Below are 22,739 nucleotides of genomic sequence, written 5' to 3' on the forward strand. Positions count from 1 at the left end.
CGTGTCAAAAAATTCCATCACCGCCCGTCACCGCGCGACTCCGGCCCGCTCAATCGTGCTTCACGGTTTGGCTGTTTCCGCCAAGTCCCAGGCCCGGACGCTCGGCCGCCCGGCCCTCGCAGTTGCCGCTGCATCCGGCATTGCGTTCGGCGTCGGAGCTCCGGCCCATGCAGGCGTGACCGGCCCGGACAGCACCGAAGCCACTAACGTCCAGGCCTACTCAGCGCCCGCCGCCGCAGTTGCCGCCCCCGCAGCAGCAGCCGCCGCCAACGTCCACACCGTTGTTTCCGGTGACACCCTGGGCGCCATCTCGGCAGCCAACGGCGTCAGCCTCAACGATGTCCTCGCCGCCAACGGGCTGGACATCTCCACCATCATCTACCCGGGTGACCAGATCACCATCCCGGGCGCCGGATACGCAGCACCCGCCGCCGCTCCGGTCCAGGCCGCATCCGCTCCCGCGAACACCGGCATGAACATCTCCTACGCCTCCACCGCCCCCGCTCCGGCACCGGCCCCCGCACCGGCACCGGCTGCTCCCGCCGCCACCGGAACGGGCACCGGCGCAGCCATCCTGGCCAACGCCTACGGCCAGCTCGGCGTCCAGCAGGATTGCACCGCCATGGTGGAGAAGGCCCTCCGCGCCGTCGGCAAGTCCGTGGGAGACCTGGCCCCGGGCCAGTTCTACCAGTACGGCTCCGTGGTGGGCACCCCTGCCCCCGGTGACCTGGTGATCACCGCCGGCCACGTTGGCGTCTTCGCCGGCAACGGCCAGGTTGTCAGCGGCGGCGTTGACGGCTTCAAGACCGAGGTCCACTCCATCAGCTGGCTCAGTGGAGCTTCCTTCGTCCGCGTAGCTTAATTCCGCAGGCGCACCGAAGAAGCGCAGACAAGGGCGGCAGCCGGGATATCCCGGCTGCCGCCCTTGTTTCGTTCCCGGTCTTCCGGGCTACGTACCGCAGAAGGTCATGTAGGTGCCGAAGTCTTCCGGCGGGCCTTCCGTATAGCGTTCAAGGCCCGGGCGTTCATCGTAGGGAGCAGTGACGGCCTGCAGCAGCCCGTGCAACGGATCAAGGTCCCCCTCGGTGGCGGCCGCGAGCGCTTCCTCCACGAGGTGGTTGCGCGGGATGTACACCGGGTTCACCGAATCCATCAGGTCAGCGTCGGGATCCAGTGCCAGCCACTGCCCGGCCCAGGCGTCGAACGCAGCGAGGTCCAGGACCATGCCGCGGGCCGGCCGGACGTTCCCCCGCGCTGCCTGGCCGAGGTTCCGGAAGAACTGGGTGTAATCGACGGGCCCGTCCTTGAGCAGCGCCACAACCCCGTCCACCAGCTCCGATGCTGCGGCGTCCCCGGGGCTCCCGGCAGGGGCTTCCGGCAGGCCCAGCTTGGTTTTCATGCCGCTGAACCAGGCATCACTGTACTGCTTCCGGAATTCGCCCAGGGCTTCCACGGCGGGGGTAACGGCCTGCTCCTGGTCCTCATTGAAAAGCGGCAGCATCGCTTCGGCGAGGCGGGCGAGGTTCCATTCGGCCACCACGGGCTGGTTGGCGTACGCATAGCGCCCGCCGACGTCAATGGAGCTGTAGACCGCGGCGGGATTGAAGGCGTCCATAAAGGCGCATGGTCCGTAGTCGATGGTTTCACCGGAGATGGTCATGTTGTCCGTATTCATCACGCCGTGGACAAACCCCACCAGCATCCACTGCGCCACCAGCGAGGCCTGGGCGGACACTGCGCCCTTAAAGAGCGCCAGGTATGGGTTGTCTGCTTCTGCAGCGGCCGGGTAGTGCCTGGCGATGGCGTGGTCCGCCAGCCGGCGCAGGAGCTCGATGTTGTCCGTCGCCCGCGCGTACTGGAAACTCCCCACGCGCAGGTGGCTGCTGGCCACCCGGGCCAGGACCGCGCCGGGCAGCATGTCGTCCCGGCGCACCTGCCGTCCGGTGCCCACCACGGCGAGCGAGCGGGTGGTGGGGATGCCCAACGCATGCATTGCCTCGCTCACCAGGTACTCCCGCAGCATGGGCCCGACGACGGCGCGGCCGTCGCCTGCCCGCGCAAAGGGTGTGCGGCCCGAGCCCTTGAGGTGGATGTCCCGCAGGCGGCCGTTGGCGTCCACGATCTCGCCGAGGAGCAGGGCCCGGCCGTCGCCGAGCAGGGGCGAGTACCCACCGAACTGGTGTCCGGCATAGGCCTGGGCCACGGGGGTTGCCCCTTCCGGCAGGTGGTTGCCGAGCAGGAGCCGGACGCCCTCGGGCGTGCGGAGGTAGTCCGGGTCGAGTCCCAGCTGATGTGCGAGCGCCTCATTGAAGACCAGGAGCTGCGGGTCGGGGGCTTCCTCCGCCTGCCAGGGAACCGCCAATTCCGCCAGTTCCCTGGCGAAGCGGCCGTCGAAAGTAACTGTTGATTCTGCAGAGGCAGTCATGGATTAACCCTATCCCTGTCGTTTGTCCGCCGGTTGACCAGCCAGGTAACCAGCCACAGGACAACACCGATCGCCATCAGTCCGCCGGCAATCTGGTATTGGATCACATTGCGGCCTACCCACGGGCCGGCAAGGAACGCGCAGAGCAGTGCCGCCACGAGGGGCAGCTGTCCAGGAGAGGTGAAGAACACCTTCCGGTCAGGGTCCCGCTTGCGCCGCAGCACCAGGCAGGCCACGTTCACCACGGTGAAGACGCACAGCAGCAGGAACGCCGTCGTGCCGGACAGGTTGGCCACAATGTTGCTCTTGGGATCGCTGGTCACGTAGAGGATCAGGCCCAGCGCGAGGATGGTGGAGAAGGCGATGCCGGCCCAAGGGGTGCGGCGAACGGGCAGCACCTTCCCCAGGGCCCGTGGCAGGACGTGTTGCCGGGCCATGCCATAGATGAGGCGGCTGGCCATCAGCATGTTGATCAGGGCTGTGTTGGCTACGGCGAAGACGGCCAGGAACGGGAAGACCCTGTCGATCGGGAAGTCGGGTGAGCCTTTGTGGACAACCTCCAGGAGCGCCGCTCCCTCAGCTTCCCGGATCCCTTCAAGCTCAGTGGGGGACAGCACGCTGACCACGGAGACCGCCACCAGCATGTAGAGGAGCACGGCAATGCCGAGCCCGGTGAGCATGGTCCGGGGGAAGATCTTCTCCGGGTTCCGGGTTTCTTCCACCATGTTCACCGAGTCTTCGAAGCCCACCATGGCAAAGAAGGCGATGGAGGTGGCGGCGGTGACAGCCAGGAACAGTCCCTTGTCCTGGTAGTCGTTGAACACGAAGATTTCGCCCGGATTGCCTGTCCCCTGGGCCATCACGTAGAAGCCGACGCCGATCACGATGCAGAGCGCGATCATCTCCACGAGGGTCAGCACCACGTTGAATTTGACGCTCTCCCCCACTCCGCGCAAATTGATGGCCGCCAGCAGGAGCATAAACCCGAGGGCCACCGCAGTGATCACGCCCTGCCCCGGATCACCCATCACCCCGTTGATCTCCAGCCCGCCGAAAAAGTTTTGGGCCAGGACGTTCGCCGATGTCGATGCGCTCGTAATGCCGGAACAGACCACGGCGAAGGCCACGAGGAAGGTGACGAAGTGGATCCCGAATGCTTTGTGCGTATAGAGCGCGGCCCCCGCAGCCTGCGGATACTGGGTGACCAGCTCAAGGTAGGAAAAGGCTGTCAGCGTCGCCACCACGAACGCCAGCAGGAAGGGCAGCCAAACGATGCCGCCCACTGTCCCGGCCATGGTTCCGGTCACGGCATAGACGCCGGCGCCCAGGATGTCCCCCACGATGAACAGCAGGAGGAGTTTGGGGCCAAGCACCCGTTTGAGGGCGGGTTCCTTGTCTTCGGGAGTAACGTCAAACACTTCTTCCGATGTGGCACTCACTGTCCGCCTCCTTGCGGGTTCGGTGGCCGGGCTCCGGTGTCCGCGCCACGTCTTTCACTCTGATCCTCCTTGCGCCCTTTGGCAATGCTCCCGGTGCGCGCACCGGGTCCGGCCGGGACCCCGCCCTCCGGCCAGCGGTCACGCCGGGGGAAGGCGATCCGTTGCAGGTCATGGGCGGCAATGACACGGGTGCTGTCCGCCCGCGCGGCGGCGTGCCCGGCAAGCATGGCGAGGTCGTCGCCGTACCTGGACGAGAAATGCGTGAGCACCAGGGTGCCGGCAGCGGCGCCTGCCGCCAACTCCCCTGCCTGCCCGGCGGTGAGGTGGCGGTACTGGTCCGCCAGCCCGGCGTCGTCGTCGCTAAAGGTGGACTCGGCGACCAGGAGGTCCACGCCGTCGGCCAGCTCTTCCGCGCCCGTGCACGGCGCGGTGTCCATGACGAACGCAAAGCGCTGCCCGGGCCGGGGCACGCTGACGTCTTCCAGGCCGACGCCGGCGAGGGAGCCTTTGCGCTGCAGGCGCCCCACGTCGGGGCCTTCAATGCCCGCTGCCGCAAGCAGGTGGGGCAACAGGGTGCGGCCGTCCGGTTCCGTGAGCCGGTAGCCGTAGGTTTCGATGCGGTGCTTCAATGGCCGGACGTCCAGTCCTTCAGCAACGGCCCCGGACGCGCCGTGGGGGTGGAGCCTCAGGTCGATCCCGGGCGAACTGATGGAAACGAGGGCCTGGACCACATCCTCCCCGGACGCGGGATAGTGGAGGTGCACGGGATGTGTGACCCCGTCCAAAGCCATGCGGGACAGAACGCCGGGCAGGCCGAAGCAGTGGTCGCCGTGGACGTGGGTGAGGCAGATCCTGGTGATCTGGGTTGCCGATACACCGGCATGGATCATCTGGCGCTGGGTGCCCTCGCCGGGGTCGAAGAGCAGGCCTTCGCCGTCCCAGCGCAACAGGTACCCGTTGTGGTTCCTGGTGCGGGTAGGGACCTGCGATGCAGTTCCAAGGACAATGAGTTCACGCATGGTTAAAGGGGGAAACCAAAAAGCAGGCTCCGGAGGAACCTGCCTTGTGGTGTGTCATGTGGGGGTCAGTGCCGCCTGAGCATTCCCATAATCTTGCCGGCGATGCCACTTTGCCTGCCGCCCACCGCACCGGTTGTGTGCGGGGTGCGTCCTGGTGCGCCGATGCCGCGCCGGCGCACTGTTCCGCCGGTCTCGGTCCTGCCTGCGAATCGTCCAGCGGCGTTCTTGATCATGCTTCCCAAGTTCATGTGAAACTCCTTCAGTCTTGATCTTGCCAACCGATATTCATCAGTCTGCTTAGTATTTTAGCCCACTTTGGGCTGAAGGCCAGATGCTGTTGGCTTTAGCGTTCCAAATCGTCGGGATCGAATTCGCTGAGCGGGGAACCGCCGAAGTTCTCCGTATCGTCGCTGCCCTCGGCTTCCGGGCCGCCGGGGTTCTCGCCAAAGTCAACGTCTGCAACGGCTTCGCCGAGGGTCGGCGTGCCAGGGGGCACCTGCTCGTCGCCGGCCTCGTACCGGGCTTCAGCCGTCTCGTCCCGCAGCGTCTGATCGCTCAGGAAGTCCTCTTCTTCGCCGGATACGGCCTCGTCCTGGAGCAGGGGATCTTCCTGCCAGCGGTCCGGATTGTTTTCGGCGGCACCCGGGTAGCTGTCCGGTTCGCCGGAGACGGGGTCGAGTTCGAAGGATGCGGCGGCGCCGGGAGTCTCGTCGAGAAGTACGTCGTTTTCCTCGACAACTTCCAGCTCGTCGTCAGGGAGGTTCTGTTCAGTCATGATGATGCCTTCCTCGTGATCGGCTTACCCAACAATAGTAAGCATACTGATGAACGGCAGGGGTGGAAACTTGCCGTCCACCGGATTAAAGCTGCTGCCCGAACCAGGCCAGCGTGTCGTTCCACGCGGCCGTTGCTTGCGCTTCGTTGTAGCGCTCGCCGGTGTCGTTGTGGAAGGCATGGTCGACGCCGGGATAGACCGTGAGCTGATGCGTTACCGACGTTCCGGCCAAAGCGTCCCGGAGTGCCGGCATGGCTCCGGTAATGCGCTGGTCCAGCTCGGCGTAGACGCCGAAGACGGCCGCCTTGATGGCAGGGACCCTGCTGAGGTCCGGGGCTGGTCCGTAAAACGCGGCAGCGGCTTTGAGGCCGCTCAGTTCTGTGGCCGCTTGCCAGGTAATGCCGCCTCCGAAGCAGTAGCCGTTCATGCCAATGCGGGCAGGGTTAACGAAGTCCTGTGCCGCCAGGTAGTCGAAGGCCGCGGCGAAGTCGCCCACATGGCGCGGTGCACCGGCCTTGGTCAGCGCACCCGGCACGGCGTCGGGGTCCATGCCCGCCGTTCCCCCTTCCCTGCTGAGCAGGTCAAGAGCGAGGGCGCTGTAGCCTGCCTTGGCAAAACGCCGGGCCACGTCCTGGATGTGCGGCGTCAGTCCCCGGTTTTCGTGGCAGATCATCACGGCAGGACCGGCCGCGGCGCCGTCCTGCCGTGCAAGGTAACCACTGATGTCCGTGCCGCCGGAGGGGAAGGTGACGGTCGACGTCGTTATCCCCTGCGTGCCCTCCGGAACGGACAGCGGGCTCTTGGCTCCCGGGACGGCGCCCGACGTCGACGTGCCGTTGCCCGCCGTCGAGGATGACGGACTGGGCGTGGGCATGGGGTCCGTGCTGCGCGGGACCTCCTCGGGCGTGCAGCCCACAAAAAGCATGGCGGCGGAAGCGGCGGTCATGCTCCCGGTGATGAATGCGACCCGGCGGGTGAAGGTCCGGTGGGTCATGTCGCCGGCCCGGTAGTCGTCGAAGAATTCCTCGATCAGGTACTTTTCGAATTTGCCCAGCTGGACCATGGCCGCCTCCTGGAGTAGATCACCATCGTTGCCTAACTCCAGGCCGACGACAAGGGGTTTTCGGCTGCCTGGACCGGTCGGTTGCCTCTTCTCCCCGGGTGCCAATGCTGTTAGATTTGCACCCCTGAAGGCTGGCCGCTGCCAGGACATTCCGGAAGGACCGATGATGCTCTCTGACACGTCACGTCCCGTCATCGAGGCGACCCTGCCCGTGGTGGGAGAGCATATCGGGGAGATCGCCAAACGCTTTTACAAGCACATGTTCGAAGCGCGGCCGGACCTGCTGGACGGTCTCTTTAACCGGGGCAACCAGGCGGACGGCCGCCAGCAGCAGGCGCTGGCCGGATCAATCGCTGCGTTCGCCAAGTATTTAGTGGAGAAACCGGACCAGCTGCCTGACCACCTGCTGTCACGCGTTGCCCATAAACACGTCTCGCTCGGCCTCAGCCCGGACCAGTACCAGACCGTCCATGACCACCTGATGTGGGCAATCGTGGATGTGCTGGGCGACGCCGTCACCCCGCCGGTTGCCGAAGCCTGGGACGAGGTCTACTGGCGGATGGCGAACATGCTGATCAACAAGGAACGTGGCCTCTACAACGCGGTTCACCTTTCACCGGGCACCATCTGGCGCACGTGGCGCGTGGCCGAGCGCATCCAGGAGACCGGGGATGTGGTTACCTTCGTGGTGGAAAGGACCGACGAACGCGAGGTCAAGCCGTCCCTGCCCGGACAGTACGTGACCATCAAAATGCTCATGAACGACGGCGTGCATCAGCCGCGCCAATACAGCCTCACCCGCGCGGACGACGGGAAACACCGGCATTTCGCGGTCAAAAGGGTGCACGGGTTGAGCACTCCCGACGGCGAGGTGTCCAATCTGCTGCACAACGACGTCAAGGTGGGCGACGAGGTGGTGCTGTCAGCGCCTTTCGGCGACGTGGTGCTGGGGTACACGGACAGGCCGGTGGTTCTGGCGAGCGCAGGGATCGGCATCACGCCGATGGCCGGAATGCTGTCCCACCTGGTAAAGGCCGGCTCGCAGCGCCAGGTGATGTTCCTGCACGCAGATGACAGTCCGGCCTCGTTTCCGCTCCGCCGGCAGGTCACCGAAGACCTCAGCCTGCTGGCTGACGGGTCCCTGTACACCTGGTTCCTGAATCCGGAGGAAGATTCAGGCGGCACCTCATTCCAGGGGTTCATGGACATCAACGCGGTGGAGTTTCCGATCGACGCCGAGTACTACCTCTGCGGCCCGCTGCCGTTCCTCCAGGCTGTCCGGAGCGACCTGATCGCTACGGGAATCCCGGCGAAAGACATCCAGTACGAAGTCTTCGGGCCGGATCTCTGGCTCGCCGACTTCCAGTAGCCATAGAGAGAGGAAAACCATGGCACAGTTCACAGGCGCAGTTGCGCTGGTCACCGGAGGTGGCTCCGGCATCGGCGAAGCAATCTGTAAGGAACTCGCGGCCAAGGGTGCCAGCGTGGTGGTAACCGACATCAATCTGGAGGCGGCGGAGCGCGTTGTCCAGGAAATCGCTGGCGACGGCGGGACCGCCTCGGCCGTCCGCCAGGACACGGCGAACAGGGAGGACGCCGAGATGGTTGTCCGCCACGCTTACACCGCCGCAAAGCATGGGGTGGTGGGGATTACCAAGAACGCCGCCGCCGAATACGGACCCCAGGGCCTGCGCATCAACTCGGTTGGCCCCGGTTACATCCGGACGCCGCTCGTTGAGAGCAGCCTCAGCGCCGAAGCCCTGCAGGTGCTCGAAGGAAAGCACGCCCTGGGCCGGCTTGGCAGGTCCGAGGAAGTCGCCCACCTCGTTGCCTTCCTCCTGTCCGAGGACGCATCGTTCATGACCGGTGGCTACTACCTCGTAGATGGAGGATACACAGCCGTCTGAACGGAGAGGCGCCGTCTCTCCGGGCCGCCTCGTTTCGTTCACTCGCAATACGGCCGGGGCGGATGTGGAGTAAGGACAACGGAGTGACTGGAAGCAGGCGGATGAGCGGACCGCACTGGCGGCGTGTGATGGCAGCTCTCGCCAACGATGACGCAAGGGCTGCGTACGCGCACATAGTGCTCGGCGCCGAGGTCCCTGGTGATGCCAACGATCAACGGCGTAAGCGGGCCGTCGCTGCCCTGCTCGATTCCGGTCTTGTGGAACGGAATGCTTCCGGTGACTTGGAGGCACCCGGATCGATATTCCGTGACCTCCTGGGGCAGCAACCGCGACGGCAGGCGCAGACAGGTGTGGACCGCTTCATGCGCCTGGGCAGGATCGAGAGGTATCCCGCTAATAAGGCAGAGCGGCGGGAGCTCCTGGGCTGGATTGTCAGTCAGGCCATCAATCCGGGTGAAACCCTGACGGAGAGACAGGTCAATGAACGGCTCCTCAGCTATACCGACGACGTAGTGCTGCTGCGCCGCTACCTGGTGGACTTCGGGCTGCTGTCACGTACGCCGTCAGGCTCCTCGTACTCGTTGCCGGAAGAAGAACACGCTTAGGGTGCTTTCATCCCGCCACTTATGCTGGTCGGGTGACTCCCGCCCCCTCCCCCAGCCCGCTCGACGTCGTAGTCCATTCAGGGCCGGCCGACTGGTGGGTAATACTTGCCGGCCTGGGACCCCTGGCCGTTCTCATTGCGGCCCTTCTGGCTTTTTACATCAACTGGCGCACGCTCAAGCAGCGTACGGCTGCAGACAAGACGGCACTGGATCAAAAGCGGGAAGCGGACGTGCAGGCGCTGAGGCAGAAGACCGAAGCTGACAGCCGCGCCGAATGGTGGCGGCGGACCCAGTGGGCGCTGGACCGCGCATTGGACGAAGATGAAGGAACCAAGGCCCTGGGGCTCGCAACGCTGGAAGTTCTGGCGCGGAGCGAACTGGCGCGCGAGGAGGAACTCGAGTTGTTCGATATCGCCTGGAAAAACGTCTCGGGCGATGAGAACGGGGAGGACTACGACTCGGCCCAGGATGTCCCGTCCGTGGACTCCGATGGAGACATGGGCGACAATGAAATGACTGGTAAGCACAAGACTGAGGAGGTTGGACAATGAGCGCTGCATCATCTGAACACCGGTTCGTCCATACTCCCCGGAGTACCACTGCCAAACCGGCGAAGAAGAAGGCCACCCCTGCCGAGCACCGTGTCCAGGTTGCAGCGGCCAGGCTAAGGGTGACGCTCGATGAGCGTCTCGGACGTGAAACGCCCGCCAAAACCAAGGCACTGGCCAAGGAACCCATCTAGTCCGGCTGCCTGGCTGAAGCAGTGGCAGCAGTAATTCTGGGATGGAATACGGACGGGCGGAACCCTTGGAACTACCGGGACGCCGTCGAGCAGGTCAGGGAAGCCGGCCGGCTTTTTGTCCGCTGGGATATTAATCGACGCCGGAACATTGGGCCCGGAACGGAAGTTTGGCTTTTCCTCCACGGCAGCAGTGACGCAGGCAGCGGCCTGATCGGCCACGGCGCTGTGCTCACCGGGATCTGCGAAGCGGGGCTTCGCCACGACCCGCAGGCAGACGGGCAGTATGTCGGCGTCGTCTTCGACGCCTTGCTGCCCCTTGGCGAGCAGATAAGGCCGGACGTGTTGACCGCAGCAGTGCCCGGCGTCCGGTGGGGCAACGCGATCCGCCAACCGACGTCGGTCCCGTTGCCAGCGGAGCCTGGGCTTCGCCGGCTGTGGCGGGAGCTGGGACCTGCCGCGGCCACCGTCAACGAACTGGTTCCAGGAACCTACCCGGTGGAGGCGGTCAGCAGTATTGAAGTGAACCGCTATGAACGCGACCCGGACGCGCGGCGAATATGCCTGGCGTATCACGGGACGTCATGCGCGGCCTGTGGTTTCTCCTTCGAGGCCCGTTACGGTGAACTCGGAGAAGGATTCATCCACGTCCACCACACTGTGCCGGCATCCTTGCTGGGCAACGGATACCAACTGGACCCCGTCGCGGACCTTGTGCCCCTGTGCGCCAATTGCCACGACATGGCGCACCGGGACGCCGGCACAGCACGCAGTGTCACGGAACTTCGAAACATGATTGCCAGCGCAGGCCACCTTCGCGGCGAGATGGTCGCTGAGCAAACACTGGAGGCGCAGGAGAACGCCCTGCGGATCCTTAATGCGGGCCTGGACTGACTGACGGTGCGGGCAGGCAGTTACTGCCCTGCCGGCGTTGTCCCGAACATCAGTGTGCGCCGGCGGACGTCGTAGTACACGGTCGCCGAGCGTTTCAGGAGGCCCTGGAGGACCTCGGCGTCCTCTGCGTCAAGGGTGAGGACCTCCTCCCACGCCCCTTGGTCAAGGACCAGCTGGAGGGTCCAGGTACCCGGCTTTCCGGCGTCCCCGGCCACCCAGCTGAACTGGTAGTGGTTAACCTGTCGGACCTGGATGCTGTCATCGGTGATCGGTTGTTTTGGTGTGGGGCTCATGGTCCCCTCCTGGATCGGCGGCGGGTAGGCCCTCTGCATAAGCCAATTACCAATGTAGACCTGGCACCCGTCGTGATCCAGAGCACGTAAGCCAGGATCAGGAACCCACAAAATTCCGTCAACAACCTGAATCTTTGCGCCCGGCGGGGTTATCCTCAGAATGCGTATCCAGTTGCGGGGGCATCCGGGCGGGGGGCTAGGCGCACCCGCGGTGTGACTGCCGCGGGCCAGTTTCATAATTTGCATTCACACCGGGGTGACCCGGCGGATTTCAAAGGAAACGAGCATGGGCCGTCGACGCGCAGCAACTGACCCGATCTATCCGCGATGGATCTGGGTCGCAGCGGCGGCCACAGTGGCGCTTCTCATCGTTGGCGGCGCATTCGTGCTGCGCACCATGCTCTTTCCCGATCCAGGGGAAGGTGGCACGTCCGGGGGGAATGGCAACACACCTTCAGCAACCGAGCCCTTGACGCAGGACAATCCTGCCGCCGTCGCCGGGGCCTCGCCCTGCATCTCCCTGAACATCCTCACTTCGCTCGAAAACGCCGAGATGGTCCGCGCCCTGGCCGCGGCGTACACGGCGAAACCCCGCAGCGTGGACGGTAAATGTGTGACGCCGGCAGTCACCCAGGAAAAATCGGGAGTCGCTGCCGGCAAGGTGGGGGCGCAGTTCCCTGGCGTTCCGGCCAGCGACAGGCCCTCCATCTGGCTGCCGGATTCCTCCGCGTGGTTACGGATCGCAGGGGAAGATGCCACCGGGAGCCCTGCCGGCCAGGAGGGAACCAGCATCGCGCGGAGTGCGATCGTTGTCGCCATGCCGGAGACGATGGTGCGCGCCCTCGGCTGGGACAACACTCCGCCGTCGTGGTCCGACGTCTTCAAAATGTCCGAAGAGCAGGACGTCTGGGAACGCCTCGGCCATGGCGACTGGGGGAAATTCAAGTTCGGCAAGGCCAGTCCACTCGTCTCAACGTCGGGCTTGATGGCCCTTGCTGCTTCCTACGGTGCCGCCGGCGGCAGCCTTGGGGGCTTGAACGACATGGACCTGGATGCACCGTCCCTGGTGGAAAAGGTGCGTGCCGTGGAACTGGGCACCAGCCACTACATGGCCACTCCCGAACATTTCCTGTGGCACGCCAGGGAAGCTGACGACGCGGGGAACGTCGCGGAATTCCTCTCCGCGGTGATCGTGGATGAAAAGGCGGTCTGGGACTATAACCGGGGAGTGGTCAGCGAGGACGGTACGAAAAAGCAGTCCGGCCCCGTGCCCAAGGAGCCCCTCCGGGCCATTTACCCCAATGACGGCGTGCACGTGGCTGACAACCCGGCAGTAATCCTTGACAGCGAATGGGTGCAGAGCCAGCAGCGTCTGGCCGCGCAGGACTTCCTCGCGTTCGCGGTGACGGAGCAGGGCCAGGACGTCGTCAAGGCGTCCGGCTACCGCAGCATCCAGGGAAAGCTGGACGCCACCGTGGCGGCAACCGGCCGGTACGCCGAGACGCTCCAACCGCTGCCACTCCCCAAAGCGAAGGCGCTTGTTGCCATTCAGGACAGCTTCCACGAGGTCCGCAAGCGGGCCAGGGCCTTGTTCCTGCTGGATGTTTCTGAGTCCATGGTGCAGGAGACCGGAGTGACGAAGTTGCAGCGGGCCAAGGACGCCGTTGTCAAGGCACTGGACCATTTCGTGGGTGAGGACGAGATTGGCCTGGCCGCGTTCTCCCATGTGGATGACGGCCCCCTGCAGCCGGGCATCGTCAGCCCGGTAGCCCCGCTGAAGACCAATAAAGAGGACATCATCGCCAAGCTCAACGGGCTCCAGGCCGTGGACGCTACGCCGCTGTTTGAAGCGGTTGGCCGCTTCGCCGGCGATCAGGCCAAGGACTACAAAGACAGCTTCATCAACACCATTGTGCTCTTGAGCGACGGCAAGAATGATTCCACCCACCCCGGAGACCTGCCCGGGCTCACCGAACAGCTGAGCCACCAGAACCACGCGACACCGGTGCTCGTCTTTACACTCGCATACGGGCCCGACGCCGACGTCCCCACTTTGCTTGAAATCGCCAGGGCGAGCGGGGCGCACTACTACGACGCCACCGACCCGAACAGGCTCGAGGAGGTACTCGGCGAACTGGTGACCAGCTTCTAGGCCTTGACGGTTGCAAAACGTTTTGCATATAGTGATGCAAGCAACATACAAAACGTTTTGCAAAGGAACGAAGTCAATGGCGACAAAGGTCAACATCCGGGACGTGGCGAAAGCTGCCGGCGTCTCCGTAACCACCGTGTCGCATGCCCTGAGCGAAGCGCACAGCTCCCGGGTCAACGCCCGGACCGTGGAACACATCAAAGCCGTAGCCGGTGATCTCGGCTACGCACCGAACCGCCTGGCAAGCGGACTGCGCAACCAGCGTTCACAGATCCTCGGCCTTGTCAGTGACGAGATCACCACCACGCCCTTTGCCGGTGCCATGATCCAGGGCGCCCAGGACGCCGCCTCGGAGCACGGGTACTTGCTGATGGTGGTCAACTCCGGCTTGGACAATGAGCTGGAGCGCCAGGAAATCCGGGCCCTGCAGCAGCACCAGGTGGACGGCATCGTCTACGCCCGCATGTTCAACCAGAAGGTGTCCGTTCCGGGCGAACTGGGTGCAGCCCCCACCGTTGTCCTCGACGCCACCCCGGACAACCCCGCACTGTCCTCTGTGGTGCCGGACGAGTTCGGCGCCGGCGAGTCCGCGGCCGAACTTCTGGTTACGGCCGGTCATCGCCGGATTGCCATGGTCAACAACGAGGACGATATTCCGGCCGCCCACGGGCGGCTCGCAGGGTTCCGCGCAGCGCTTGTCCGCCATGGACTGGAACTACCCGCGGACTGCCTGGTGGCCGGACATCCAAGCACTGCGGGAGGCCGGGAAGCGGCGCTTCAGCTGTTGTCCCGGGCGGAACCACCTACCGCGCTGTTCTGCTTCAATGACCAGATGGCCATGGGCGCCTACCAGGCGGCAGGCCACCTTGGCCTGAAGGTTCCGGCTGACGTTTCAATTGTGGGCGTTGACAACCTTGAGCTCATCGCCGACGGCCTCTGGCCGGGCCTGTCCACCATGGCCCTCCCCCACTATGAGATGGGCCGGTGGGCTGTCCTGAAACTCCTGGAGGAGCTTGAGGACCCCGGGGCGCCGCGGGGGCAGGAAAAGATTTCCTGTCCCGTCATTGAGCGGGAGTCCGTCGCTCCGCCCCGGAACTGACATCCAGGCGCAAGAAAACCCCCCGTTAAAAACGGGAACGCAGCCGTTGCAGCGGCCACGTTCCCTGCAGGACCTACATCAATCCCCCGCTGTCCAAGCAGAAAGACCGACCCATGAACAAGAAGTTCACAAAGATCCTGGCGACCAGCATAGCCGCAGCCGCCCTCACTGCCACCCTCGCCGGCTGCGGCAAGGGCAGTGCATCGTCTTCCACCGAAGGTTCCGGCGAGATCGCGCTCTGGACCCACAACGCCGGCAACCCGGAGGAACTGGCCGCAGTCCAGAAGATTGTTGACTCCTACAATGGCAGCCAGGACACCGTGAAGATCAAGGTCCAGGCCTTCCCGCAGGACTCCTACAACGACTCCGTGGTCTCCGCAGCAGCGGCCGGCAACCTGCCCTGCATTGTGGACATTGACGGCCCCAACGTGCCCAACTGGGCCTGGGCCGGGTATCTGAAGCCCCTCGAACTGGATGCGGACCTTTCCAAGCACCTCCCCAGCACTGTGGCTGAATGGGATGGAAAGCCCTACGCCGTTGGCTACTACGATGTCGCCCTGGCCATGATGGCCCGCGCCTCGGACCTGAATGAGGCCGGCGTACGTCCGGCCACCATGGAGAAGCCGTGGACCAAGGAAGAGTTCCAGGATGCCCTCACCAAGCTCAAGGCTCTGGGCAAGTGGGAGCACCCGCTGGACCTGGGCACCGCCGGCACCGGCGAATGGCTTCCGTACGGCTACTCCCCCCTCCTGCAGTCGTTCGGCGGCGACCTGGTGAACAGGGACGGCTTCCAAAGTGCCGAGGGCGCACTGAACGGCGACAAAGCGGTGGAGTGGGCCGAGTGGTTCCGCGGCCTGGCGGACCAGGGCTTCATGGCCAAGAAGAGCGGCAAGGACTCCACGCAGGACTTCCTGAACAACAAGTCAGCGATCGTGTACACGGGCTCGTGGGCCGGGGACAAGGCCAGGGCGGTCCTTGGCGACGACCTCGTCGTCATGCCGCCGGTGGACCTCGGCGAGGGCCCGAAGATCGGCGGCGCCTCCTGGCAGTGGGGCGTCACCAGCGGCTGCAGCAACGCCGAGGCAGCCATGGACTACCTCTCCTACTCCCTGAAGCCGGAAAACATTGCGGCAGTGGCCAAGGCCACCGGCGCGATTCCTGCCAGTGAGGAGGCGGCGGCCCAGATTCCGGCCTTCGCGCAGGGCGGCGCCAACCGGATCTTCATGGACTTCTCCCGCGAATACGCCGTCATGCGGCCCGAGACACCCGCCTACCCCTTCATCGCCACAGAATACGGGAAGGCCGTGCAGGACATCCTGAACGGGGCGGACGCGAAGTCCACCCTTGATAACGCCGTGAAGGCGATCGACGCCAACATCAAGTCCAACGGCGGCTACAAGAACTAGCCGGAGCCCCGGATGGCTGCGGAGCTAAACCACGCGCAGCCGTCCGGCAGCCCGACCTACGGAGATCCTCATGGCAACTGTTCCCCTTCCCACCCGCCCACGTACCGCCACCCCTGAAACTGCCCTGCCGCCGTCGAACGCGAAAGGCAAGGCCCCCAAGTCCCACAGCCGCCCTGGCTTCCGCCGGGAACAGCTCAGCGGCTGGGGCATGATCGCCCCGGCGGCACTGCTGCTGCTCGCCTTCATCTTCATCCCGGCCGTCCTTGGCTTCGGCCTGGCCTTCACCAACGCGCGGCTCATCTCGCCGCGTCCGGTCGAATTTGTGGGTGTGGAGAACTTCGCCCGGCTCTTCTCGGACCCCACGTTCTACCGTGCCCTGCTCAACGTCGCCTACTTCACCGTGGTCATCGTTCCCGTGCAGTCCGGCCTGGCCCTGGTGATGGCGCTGCTGATCAACAAGAAATTCCGCGGCGTGAACTTCTTCCGCACCGTGTACTTCCTGCCTGTGGTTACCTCCATGGTGGTGGTCTCGCTGCTGTGGCTGTTCATGTACCGCAAGGACGGGCTGATCAATGAAATCCTCGCCGCCGTCAGCTTCGGCTTGATCGACGGCCCGGACTGGCTCGGCGACCCTAACACCGCAATGCCGGCGATCATTATCCTGTCCATCTGGCAGGCGGCCGGATTCCACATGATCATCTGGCTCGCCGGGCTCCAGGGCATCTCCGGTGAACTGTACGAGGCCTCGCAGCTGGACGGTACCAGCCGGTGGCAGCAATTCCGCTACGTCACCTGGCCCGGCCTCTTCCACACGCGCAGCCTGGTCCTTGTCACCATCACCATCCAGGCCCTGGGGCTCTTCGACCAGATCAGCGTTATGACCCAGGGCGGTCCCATGGACTCGACCACCACCATCATTTACGAGGCTGTCCAGTCCGGCTACCGGCAGCAGGAAACTTCCTACGCCTCCGCCATCTCGCTGGTGTTCTTCGTCCTCGTGCTGATCGTCTCCGCGGTGCAGCGCTACCTCACGCGGGAGAAAGACTGACATGAAAAACCAACTGCTCCTGAAAAACGCCGGCACCATGCTGGTGCGCATCCTCTTCGCCGTCGTCGCCGCGTTCCCCATCGTCTTTATGCTCGTGTCCTCCCTGAAGCCGGACCAGCAGATCTTCGGCGACATGTCCTCCCTGGCCGCATTCCTGCCGGTGGGCAACATCTCCTTCGACAACTACACCGCCGTCTTCGACCGCGTCCCGGCCGCCCGCTTCCTGCTGAACTCGGTAGGGGTCTCCGCCGTCACCGTGATCCTGGGCATCTTCGTCAACAGCCTGTGCGCTTTCGCGCTGTCCCGCATGCAGGTCCGCGGCAAGAAAATCGTCTTCACCGCGATCCTGGCCACGCTGATTGTGCCTTTCCAGACCCTCGCCCTGCCGCTGGTCTGGTGGGTCAACCAGCTTCCCTACTTCGAGCTGAACGGCTTCAGCCTCGAATTTTCCAAGGGCTGGCTGGACACGTACCAGGTACAGATCATCCCCTTCATCGCCAACGCGTTCTCGATCTACCTGTTCCACCAGTACTTCGAATCCATTCCGAAGGAACTGGACGAGGCCGCGCGGATCGACGGCGCCGGCTGGTTCAAGATATACCGCCAGGTGGTCATGCCGCTGTCCGGCCCCGCCACTGCCACGGTGGCGATCCTGACCTTCCTGCCGGCCTGGAACTCCTATCTCTGGCCCCTCATGGTGGTCCAGTCCGAGGAGCTGCGCCCGGTGATGATCGGCATCCAGTACTTCTTCCAGCTGAACGTCTCCTGGGGCGAGGTCATGGCGTACGCGTCCCTCATCACCGTTCCCGTGGTGGTGCTGTTCATCGCCTTCCAGCGTTCCTTCGTCAACAGCATCGCCTCCAGCGGCGTGAAGGGCTAGGCGACAATGAATTCATTGACGACGACGGCGGCTCCGGCGTCCGCCGCCGCCCCGACGGTTCGGTCGAGGGACCGGTTCCGCCCCGAATGGCACTACACCGCCGATCGCAACTGGCTTAATGATCCCAACGGGCTGGTCTACCTCAACGGGACGTACCACCTCTTCTACCAGCACAACCCCTTCGGCACGGGCTGGGGCAACATGTCCTGGGGCCACGCCACCTCCCGGGATTTGCTCCGCTGGGAGGAGCAGCCGGTGGCCATTTCCTGCGATGCGCAGGAAGCCATTTTCTCCGGCTCGGCGGTATTCGACCGGAACAACAGCAGCGGATTCGGCACTGCCCAGTGCCCGCCGCTCGTGGCCGTCTACACCAGCGCCTACGGTGCTGACTCACCCCTGGCCGGGCGGCAGGCCCAGTCCCTCGCCTACAGCCTGAACGAGGGCAAAACCTGGACCAAGCACCAGGGCAACCCGGTCCTCGACCGCGCCTCGGCGGACTTCCGGGACCCCAAGGTTTTCTGGTACGACGGCGCCGCCGGAAGGTACTGGGTCATGGTCGCCGTCGAGGCGGTGGAGCGGCAGGTGGTGCTCTACAAGTCCGCGGACCTGAAGGCCTGGGAGTACCTGAGCACGTTTGGGCCTGCGAACGCCACCGGCGGAGTGTGGGAGTGCCCCGACCTGTTCGAGCTGCCCGTGGACGGGAACCCGGAGGACAGGAAGTGGGTCCTCATCGTGAACATCAATCCGGGAGGTATCGCCGGCGGCTCAGCGGGGCAGTACTTCCTGGGCGGGTTCGACGGCGTGACGTTCCGGTCCGAATCGACCGTCACCGAGGGCCTCCAGAAGGACGGCAGCCGGATGCGCGAGTACGGCTGGCTGGATTGGGGACGTGACTACTACGCAGCCGTCTCCTTCAGCAATGTGCCCGACGGCCGGCGCATCATGATCGGCTGGATGAACAACTGGGACTATGCGGGCTCAACCCCCACCGGCGGCTGGCGAAGTGCAATGTCGTTGCCGCGGGAAGTTACGCTGGCCCGGGTGGACGGCAAGGTGGTGCTCCGGCAGACGGCTGTCGATCCCTTCGAGGGATCGGAGTTTGGAAGCTTCCACCTGGGACCGCAGCGGCTGGTGCCGGGCACGCTGGAACTTCCGGTCACCGGGATAGTGGCGCGCATCGACGTTGAGTTCGAGCCGGGCACCGCGACCCGGGTGGGACTGATGCTCCGCGCGGGCGGCGCCCAGGCCACGCTGCTCACCTACGATGTGGCGGAAGGAACGCTGCGCCTGGACAGGCGCACGTCGGGGCACGTTGATTTCCACGGAACCTTCGCCTCCGTTGAGACGGTGGCGGTCCCGTTGCAGGACGGCCGCCTCCGCCTTCGCGCCTACCTTGACCGTTGCTCAGTGGAGGTCTTCGCCCAGGACGGGCTGGCCACCATCACGGACCTTGTGTTCCCTGCTGAGGCGGGCACGGCTTTGGCAATCATCGCTGAAGGTGAGGGCGCGCAACTCCTGGCGCTCGACGTCGTCGGCGGCTGAACCCGGGTGTCAGCCCGCTTCCGCTTCATCGTCCGGTGCCGCTCCCAGACCAAGCTCTGCCAGTAGCGATGGATGGTCGAACGTGTCTGCGACGCAGCCGATAAGCGCCGGGGGCACCCGGAAATGGGTGTCAATGGTCAGCAGCCCGAGTTCTGAAAGTTCCTCCAAGCGGGCCATGGCCACCCTGGTCAATTCGGTGACGGCAGCCTTCTCGGCTTCCTGGGCACGATCTGGGGCTGTCTTCATGCGTTCCACGGACGGTGGTTCCGCCGTGGCTGCCGCCAGCAGGATGGACACCTGCACTGCGGAGAGTGGATGCTCCCAGGGCTCCTCGGGATCAAGCCGCAGCACGGCGTGCTCCAGGAAGCACGAGGTGAACATGATGAACTCGTCCAGCTGCTCCGCGACGCTGCCGTCCAGGAAGTGCGCGGGATCCTCGAACGGCACCACTTTCGTCGGCTTGACCCGTATCAGCTCGGCTGCCTGAAGCGTGGCCCAGATTTCGGCAAGCAGTGGCACCTCGTACATGCTGCGCACGGTCAGGACGTCTTCGGGCTCACCTGCCCGCTTGGTGCCGCCCCTGGCCGACACGCCGACGCAGGCGGCGGCTTCCTCGATGTCCTTCAGGCGAAGCGCACCCGTTCCGGTCACGGGCTTCCCGTCGCCGATCCATCGAAGCAGGGCTGTCGCTTTCTGGATCAGGGGCAGTGCGGTGAAGGCTGCCAGTGCCTGCTCCTGGGGAATGTCCGGAACCTCAATGGACTCCTGTCCGTCGTCGCCGTCGGCGAGGCTGTCGAAGAAGTCCAGGGCTTCGGCCAACTGCTCCGCCGGCCCGGTCCACCGGCTGGTTTCAGACAGGAACTCGAGGTAGCTGCGGACAGAATCAACGATCAGGGCGGCCTGTTCCGGGTCAGCGGTTTCGGGGTCCTGCGCACGGCTGGCGGCGGTGACTTCCGCCGCGACGGCGTTGGCCAGGGCAGCCGGGTCGAAGCTTGTCACGTCGGGCGCAGCAGTGGTCTCCAGATAGCGGCTGATGGTGGGTTCCATCAGCTTCAGGTATTGCAGGGCAGCGGCGCCCGCTCCGGGGGTGCCGTCGTCGAACCATTGGACATAGGCCGGCGCCAATGCGTCCAGGGCGCGAGCGGCACGGAAGGAACTAAGGGAGACCGGCCCCGGACGGCGTTGTCCCACCGCACCCTTGCCGGAGCGACGGTTTTTACTGTTCTTGCCCAAGGAGTACCTAACTGCCGGAGAATGTTTTGCGGGAACGACGCTACTGAGTTCTGCAGTGGTCTGCCACTTTAGGCGAAGAAGGCTGGTTAGGCTGTATGGATGGCGACAGTTATCCTCGTGCGGCACGGCCGCACCACAGCCAACGCCGCTGGAATGCTGGCGGGCAGGGCGGCCGGCGTCAGTTTGGACGAGTTCGGGCGCGAGCAGGCAGCCTTGACCGGAGACCGACTCGCAGTGGTGCCCTTAGCCGGGGTGGTATCGAGCCCCCTCGAGCGTTGCCGGCAAACCGCCCAGCTCATCCTCGATCGCCAGGCTGGTAGTCCCTATGCGCCGACCGATCCCGATCTCACCGAGTGTGACTATGGCCAGTGGCAGGGCCGCATGCTCACCGATCTCGCCGCCGAAGACCTATGGGCGGCCGTGCAGTCGCAGCCGTCGGCCGTCGTGTTTCCCGGCGGTGAATCCATGGCGGCGATGCAGGCCCGGTCGGTGGCAGCAATCCGACGGCACGATGCAGCCTTCGAATCCGAGTACGGGCCAGGAGCCGTTTGGGTGGCGGTGAGTCACGGCGACATCATCAAATCAATCCTTGCCGACGCGTTGGGTATGCACCTCGACCTGTTCCAGCGCATCAACGTGGGCCCGGCCTCCGTGTCGATCGTGCACTATGGTGCTGTCCGGCCCAGCGTCTATGCGACGAACACCACCGCGGGGGACCTGTCATGGCTGTCGAAAGGCGTCAACTCCGGCGATGCGCCCGTGGGTGGCGGCGCGGGACAGACGGCGCAGTAAAACCTTATGTGCCTAAAATACTGACATGCCCACACTTGTTCACGAGTTTGCCTGGCCTGACCGGGTCGTCATCGGTACCGTCGGCGCTCCAGGGTCACGCACGTTCTACCTCCAGGTACGCACAGGCAAGCAAATTGTGAGCATCGCCCTGGAGAAGCAGCAGTCGGCCCAGCTTGCCGAGAAGATCGACGAAATCCTCGATCAGCTCCTCACCCTCGAGGGCAACCCCTTCAGCGTACCCACCGGTACTCCCATCGAACTCGTCGACAATGACCAGCTCGAGGCGGTCGAGGAGCAGTTCCGCACCGGTGCCATGACCTTGGGCTGGGACCCGACGACGGCGCAGGTGGTCATAGAGGCATACCCGATCCTCGATGTAGATGACGACGACGAACCGCTTAATGCGAACGGCACTGAAGCGCCCGAAATGTTGCTGGTGCGGATGCCGGTTGGCGCCGCCCGCGCATTCGCTAAACGGACCCGCGAGGTGGTGGGCGCCGGGCGTCCCGCATGCCCGCTCTGCGGTTATCCCGTGGACGCCGACGGGCACGTCTGCACCCTGCCCGAGGTCTGATGCCCGCGCCCGACCTGATGACTGCCGAGCTGACGCTCACGGGGCGGATCACCACGGCGTCGAATGCCACCTTTGTGGGCACCATCGCCGGCACCACGGTCGTTTATAAACCGATAGCCGGAGAGAAACCGCTGTGGGATTTTCCCGACGGCTTCCTTGCGCACCGGGAGGTCGCCGCCTACCTGGTATCTGAGGTCCTCGGCTGGAATGTGGTGCCACGCACCTGGCTCCGCGATGGTCCTTTGGGCGAGGGAATGGTGCAGCTGTGGCAGGACAGGGACCCCGACCAGAACGCGGTGGATCTCTTTGCGGCGGACGACGTGCCGGAGACCGGGTGGAAACACGTCCTCGAGGGCCAGGATGAGACGGGACGGATGGTCGCCCTCGTCCACGAGGACACACCGGAGCTCCGACGCATGGCGGTGTTCGACGTGGTGGTCAACAACGCTGACCGCAAAGGCGATCACATCCTTGCCATGCCCAACCGACACCGGCACGGCGTGGACCATGGACTCACCTTTCACCGTGACCACAAGCTGCGCACGGTGCTGTGGGGGTGGCTGGGAGAGACCCTGACCGAGCAGGAATGCGAAGGCGTCGATCGCGTCATTGAAGGACTGCACGGTGAGCTGGGCCGAAGCCTCGCGAAGTTGCTCAGCGCCGGAGAAATTGCCTCACTCGCCGCGCGCTGCACCCGGTTACGGTTGACGGGGCGGTTTCCGGCTCCGAGCGGTGATATGCCCGCGGTGCCTTGGCCGCTGTTTTAAGGACACCAGGGCTGCAGGCTTCGCAGCCTTGTTCCACGTGGGTGGCCCGAACAATTACCTGGTGTGGATTGACGGGCCGCGTGCCCG

24 protein-coding genes are annotated in these 22,739 nt (G+C 64.7%); 16 read left to right on the forward strand and 8 right to left on the reverse strand.

What is annotated here, in order from left to right; translation table 11 throughout:
* Nucleotide 1 precedes the first annotated feature (1 nt).
* Complete coding sequence (locus ACZ9BC_RS06030; protein WP_476245158.1) at nucleotides 2-862, forward strand: LysM peptidoglycan-binding domain-containing protein; 861 nt, start codon at nucleotides 2-4, stop codon at nucleotides 860-862.
* Nucleotides 863-949: 87 nt separating this feature from the next.
* Here the strand turns inward: ACZ9BC_RS06030 and ACZ9BC_RS06035 are convergent, their stop codons facing one another.
* The 6 genes from ACZ9BC_RS06035 to ACZ9BC_RS06060 all read right to left on the reverse strand — a co-directional run bounded on the left by ACZ9BC_RS06035 (nucleotide 950) and on the right by ACZ9BC_RS06060 (nucleotide 6,721).
* On the reverse strand, nucleotides 950-2,425 hold the full coding sequence (locus tag ACZ9BC_RS06035; RefSeq protein ID WP_476245159.1) for a protein adenylyltransferase SelO: 1,476 nt from the start codon (nucleotides 2,423-2,425) through the stop codon (nucleotides 950-952).
* Complete coding sequence (locus ACZ9BC_RS06040; RefSeq protein ID WP_476245160.1) at nucleotides 2,422-3,864, reverse strand: APC family permease; 1,443 nt, start codon at nucleotides 3,862-3,864, stop codon at nucleotides 2,422-2,424. Before ACZ9BC_RS06040 ends, ACZ9BC_RS06035 begins: the two co-directional genes overlap by 4 nt.
* Nucleotides 3,861-4,883, reverse strand: a complete 1,023-nt coding sequence (locus tag ACZ9BC_RS06045) for a ribonuclease Z (protein ID WP_476245161.1) — start codon at nucleotides 4,881-4,883, stop codon at nucleotides 3,861-3,863. Before ACZ9BC_RS06045 ends, ACZ9BC_RS06040 begins: the two co-directional genes overlap by 4 nt.
* A gap of 65 nt (nucleotides 4,884-4,948) precedes the next feature.
* The gene (locus ACZ9BC_RS06050) at nucleotides 4,949-5,131 is read right to left on the reverse strand and encodes a hypothetical protein (RefSeq protein WP_079596262.1); all 183 of its coding nucleotides are present in this window, start codon (nucleotides 5,129-5,131) and stop codon (nucleotides 4,949-4,951) included.
* 95 nt (nucleotides 5,132-5,226) lie between these two features.
* A complete protein-coding gene (locus ACZ9BC_RS06055) occupies nucleotides 5,227-5,658 on the reverse strand; it encodes a hypothetical protein (RefSeq protein ID WP_476245162.1) in 432 nt (143 codons plus the stop codon).
* An 85-nt stretch (nucleotides 5,659-5,743) separates the two neighbouring features.
* A complete protein-coding gene (locus tag ACZ9BC_RS06060) occupies nucleotides 5,744-6,721 on the reverse strand; it encodes a dienelactone hydrolase family protein (RefSeq protein ID WP_476245163.1) in 978 nt (325 codons plus the stop codon).
* Nucleotides 6,722-6,887: 166 nt separating this feature from the next.
* On the opposite strand from ACZ9BC_RS06060, the gene ACZ9BC_RS06065 reads away from it, so the two are divergent.
* The 6 genes from ACZ9BC_RS06065 to ACZ9BC_RS06090 all read left to right on the forward strand — a co-directional run bounded on the left by ACZ9BC_RS06065 (nucleotide 6,888) and on the right by ACZ9BC_RS06090 (nucleotide 10,866).
* Entirely contained in the window at nucleotides 6,888-8,090 is a 1,203-nt protein-coding gene (locus ACZ9BC_RS06065) for a globin domain-containing protein (RefSeq protein ID WP_476245400.1), read from the forward strand.
* A 19-nt stretch (nucleotides 8,091-8,109) separates the two neighbouring features.
* Complete coding sequence (locus ACZ9BC_RS06070) at nucleotides 8,110-8,628, forward strand: SDR family NAD(P)-dependent oxidoreductase (RefSeq protein WP_476245164.1); 519 nt, start codon at nucleotides 8,110-8,112, stop codon at nucleotides 8,626-8,628.
* 83 nt (nucleotides 8,629-8,711) lie between these two features.
* On the forward strand, nucleotides 8,712-9,233 hold the full coding sequence (locus ACZ9BC_RS06075; RefSeq protein WP_476245165.1) for a DUF2087 domain-containing protein: 522 nt from the start codon (nucleotides 8,712-8,714) through the stop codon (nucleotides 9,231-9,233).
* A 32-nt stretch (nucleotides 9,234-9,265) separates the two neighbouring features.
* Nucleotides 9,266-9,784, forward strand: a complete 519-nt coding sequence (locus tag ACZ9BC_RS06080; RefSeq protein ID WP_476245166.1) for a hypothetical protein — start codon at nucleotides 9,266-9,268, stop codon at nucleotides 9,782-9,784.
* The gene (locus ACZ9BC_RS06085; protein WP_115525711.1) at nucleotides 9,781-9,975 is read left to right on the forward strand and encodes a hypothetical protein; all 195 of its coding nucleotides are present in this window, start codon (nucleotides 9,781-9,783) and stop codon (nucleotides 9,973-9,975) included. Before ACZ9BC_RS06080 ends, ACZ9BC_RS06085 begins: the two co-directional genes overlap by 4 nt.
* A 21-nt stretch (nucleotides 9,976-9,996) precedes the next feature.
* Complete coding sequence (locus ACZ9BC_RS06090) at nucleotides 9,997-10,866, forward strand: HNH endonuclease (RefSeq protein WP_476245167.1); 870 nt, start codon at nucleotides 9,997-9,999, stop codon at nucleotides 10,864-10,866.
* Nucleotides 10,867-10,886: 20 nt separating this feature from the next.
* On the opposite strand, the gene ACZ9BC_RS06095 is transcribed toward ACZ9BC_RS06090, so the two are convergent.
* The gene (locus ACZ9BC_RS06095; RefSeq protein ID WP_079596269.1) at nucleotides 10,887-11,159 is read right to left on the reverse strand and encodes a hypothetical protein; all 273 of its coding nucleotides are present in this window, start codon (nucleotides 11,157-11,159) and stop codon (nucleotides 10,887-10,889) included.
* Between the two features lie 286 nt (nucleotides 11,160-11,445).
* Between ACZ9BC_RS06095 and ACZ9BC_RS06100 the strand changes: the two genes are divergently transcribed.
* From ACZ9BC_RS06100 to ACZ9BC_RS06125, 6 genes are all read left to right on the forward strand, one after another.
* Complete coding sequence (locus ACZ9BC_RS06100) at nucleotides 11,446-13,311, forward strand: vWA domain-containing protein (protein ID WP_476245168.1); 1,866 nt, start codon at nucleotides 11,446-11,448, stop codon at nucleotides 13,309-13,311.
* Between the two features lie 76 nt (nucleotides 13,312-13,387).
* Nucleotides 13,388-14,410, forward strand: coding sequence for a LacI family DNA-binding transcriptional regulator (locus tag ACZ9BC_RS06105; RefSeq protein WP_476245169.1), 1,023 nt, complete (start codon nucleotides 13,388-13,390; stop codon nucleotides 14,408-14,410).
* Between the two features lie 113 nt (nucleotides 14,411-14,523).
* Nucleotides 14,524-15,816 carry an ABC transporter substrate-binding protein gene (locus tag ACZ9BC_RS06110; protein WP_476245170.1) on the forward strand — a complete coding sequence of 431 codons (1,293 nt, stop codon included), beginning with the start codon at nucleotides 14,524-14,526 and terminating at the stop codon, nucleotides 15,814-15,816.
* Nucleotides 15,817-15,886: 70 nt separating this feature from the next.
* Nucleotides 15,887-16,864, forward strand: a complete 978-nt coding sequence (locus tag ACZ9BC_RS06115; protein ID WP_476245171.1) for a carbohydrate ABC transporter permease — start codon at nucleotides 15,887-15,889, stop codon at nucleotides 16,862-16,864.
* 1 nt (nucleotide 16,865) lies between these two features.
* Nucleotides 16,866-17,744: a carbohydrate ABC transporter permease gene (locus ACZ9BC_RS06120; protein WP_079596273.1), complete on the forward strand. Its 879-nt coding sequence runs from the start codon at nucleotides 16,866-16,868 to the stop codon at nucleotides 17,742-17,744.
* 6 nt (nucleotides 17,745-17,750) lie between these two features.
* Nucleotides 17,751-19,286 (forward strand): glycoside hydrolase family 32 protein, encoded by a 1,536-nt coding sequence (locus ACZ9BC_RS06125; protein ID WP_476245172.1) that lies wholly within the window; start codon nucleotides 17,751-17,753, stop codon nucleotides 19,284-19,286.
* A 9-nt stretch (nucleotides 19,287-19,295) separates the two neighbouring features.
* On the opposite strand, the gene ACZ9BC_RS06130 is transcribed toward ACZ9BC_RS06125, so the two are convergent.
* Entirely contained in the window at nucleotides 19,296-20,519 is a 1,224-nt protein-coding gene (locus ACZ9BC_RS06130) for a hypothetical protein (protein WP_476245173.1), read from the reverse strand.
* Nucleotides 20,520-20,618: 99 nt separating this feature from the next.
* Here ACZ9BC_RS06130 and ACZ9BC_RS06135 point away from each other — a divergent pair, with 99 nt between their 5' ends.
* From ACZ9BC_RS06135 to ACZ9BC_RS06145, 3 genes are read left to right on the forward strand one after another with little or no spacing between them, the layout of a single operon-like run.
* Nucleotides 20,619-21,311, forward strand: a complete 693-nt coding sequence (locus ACZ9BC_RS06135) for a histidine phosphatase family protein (RefSeq protein WP_476245174.1) — start codon at nucleotides 20,619-20,621, stop codon at nucleotides 21,309-21,311.
* 25 nt (nucleotides 21,312-21,336) lie between these two features.
* Nucleotides 21,337-21,885, forward strand: a complete 549-nt coding sequence (locus tag ACZ9BC_RS06140) for a DUF3090 domain-containing protein (protein ID WP_476245175.1) — start codon at nucleotides 21,337-21,339, stop codon at nucleotides 21,883-21,885.
* Nucleotides 21,885-22,652, forward strand: a complete 768-nt coding sequence (locus ACZ9BC_RS06145; protein ID WP_476245176.1) for an SCO1664 family protein — start codon at nucleotides 21,885-21,887, stop codon at nucleotides 22,650-22,652. Before ACZ9BC_RS06140 ends, ACZ9BC_RS06145 begins: the two co-directional genes overlap by 1 nt.
* The last annotated feature ends 87 nt before the right edge of the window (nucleotides 22,653-22,739 follow it).

This window comes from Pseudarthrobacter sp. TE3704 (assembly GCF_056279405.1).

Excerpts from the sequence above, each read along its gene's own strand:
- ACZ9BC_RS06085 (WP_115525711.1), top strand. The coding sequence starts at position 9,781 with ATGAGCGCTGCATCATCTGAACACCGGTTCGTCCATACTCCCCGGAGT.
- ACZ9BC_RS06135 (WP_476245174.1), top strand. The coding sequence starts at position 20,619 with ATGGCGACAGTTATCCTCGTGCGGCACGGCCGCACCACAGCCAACGCC.
- ACZ9BC_RS06055 (WP_476245162.1), bottom strand. The coding sequence starts at position 5,658 with ATGACTGAACAGAACCTCCCTGACGACGAGCTGGAAGTTGTCGAGGAA.
- ACZ9BC_RS06050 (WP_079596262.1), bottom strand. The coding sequence starts at position 5,131 with ATGAACTTGGGAAGCATGATCAAGAACGCCGCTGGACGATTCGCAGGC.
- ACZ9BC_RS06140 (WP_476245175.1), top strand. The coding sequence starts at position 21,337 with ATGCCCACACTTGTTCACGAGTTTGCCTGGCCTGACCGGGTCGTCATC.
- ACZ9BC_RS06100 (WP_476245168.1), top strand. The coding sequence starts at position 11,446 with ATGGGCCGTCGACGCGCAGCAACTGACCCGATCTATCCGCGATGGATC.
- ACZ9BC_RS06120 (WP_079596273.1), top strand. The coding sequence starts at position 16,866 with ATGAAAAACCAACTGCTCCTGAAAAACGCCGGCACCATGCTGGTGCGC.
- ACZ9BC_RS06110 (WP_476245170.1), top strand. The coding sequence starts at position 14,524 with ATGAACAAGAAGTTCACAAAGATCCTGGCGACCAGCATAGCCGCAGCC.
- ACZ9BC_RS06145 (WP_476245176.1), top strand. The coding sequence starts at position 21,885 with ATGCCCGCGCCCGACCTGATGACTGCCGAGCTGACGCTCACGGGGCGG.
- ACZ9BC_RS06070 (WP_476245164.1), top strand. The coding sequence starts at position 8,110 with ATGGCACAGTTCACAGGCGCAGTTGCGCTGGTCACCGGAGGTGGCTCC.
- ACZ9BC_RS06125 (WP_476245172.1), top strand. The coding sequence starts at position 17,751 with ATGAATTCATTGACGACGACGGCGGCTCCGGCGTCCGCCGCCGCCCCG.
- ACZ9BC_RS06060 (WP_476245163.1), bottom strand. The coding sequence starts at position 6,721 with ATGGTCCAGCTGGGCAAATTCGAAAAGTACCTGATCGAGGAATTCTTC.
- ACZ9BC_RS06045 (WP_476245161.1), bottom strand. The coding sequence starts at position 4,883 with ATGCGTGAACTCATTGTCCTTGGAACTGCATCGCAGGTCCCTACCCGC.
- ACZ9BC_RS06065 (WP_476245400.1), top strand. The coding sequence starts at position 6,888 with ATGCTCTCTGACACGTCACGTCCCGTCATCGAGGCGACCCTGCCCGTG.
- ACZ9BC_RS06115 (WP_476245171.1), top strand. The coding sequence starts at position 15,887 with ATGGCAACTGTTCCCCTTCCCACCCGCCCACGTACCGCCACCCCTGAA.
- ACZ9BC_RS06105 (WP_476245169.1), top strand. The coding sequence starts at position 13,388 with ATGGCGACAAAGGTCAACATCCGGGACGTGGCGAAAGCTGCCGGCGTC.
- ACZ9BC_RS06095 (WP_079596269.1), bottom strand. The coding sequence starts at position 11,159 with ATGAGCCCCACACCAAAACAACCGATCACCGATGACAGCATCCAGGTC.
- ACZ9BC_RS06035 (WP_476245159.1), bottom strand. The coding sequence starts at position 2,425 with ATGACTGCCTCTGCAGAATCAACAGTTACTTTCGACGGCCGCTTCGCC.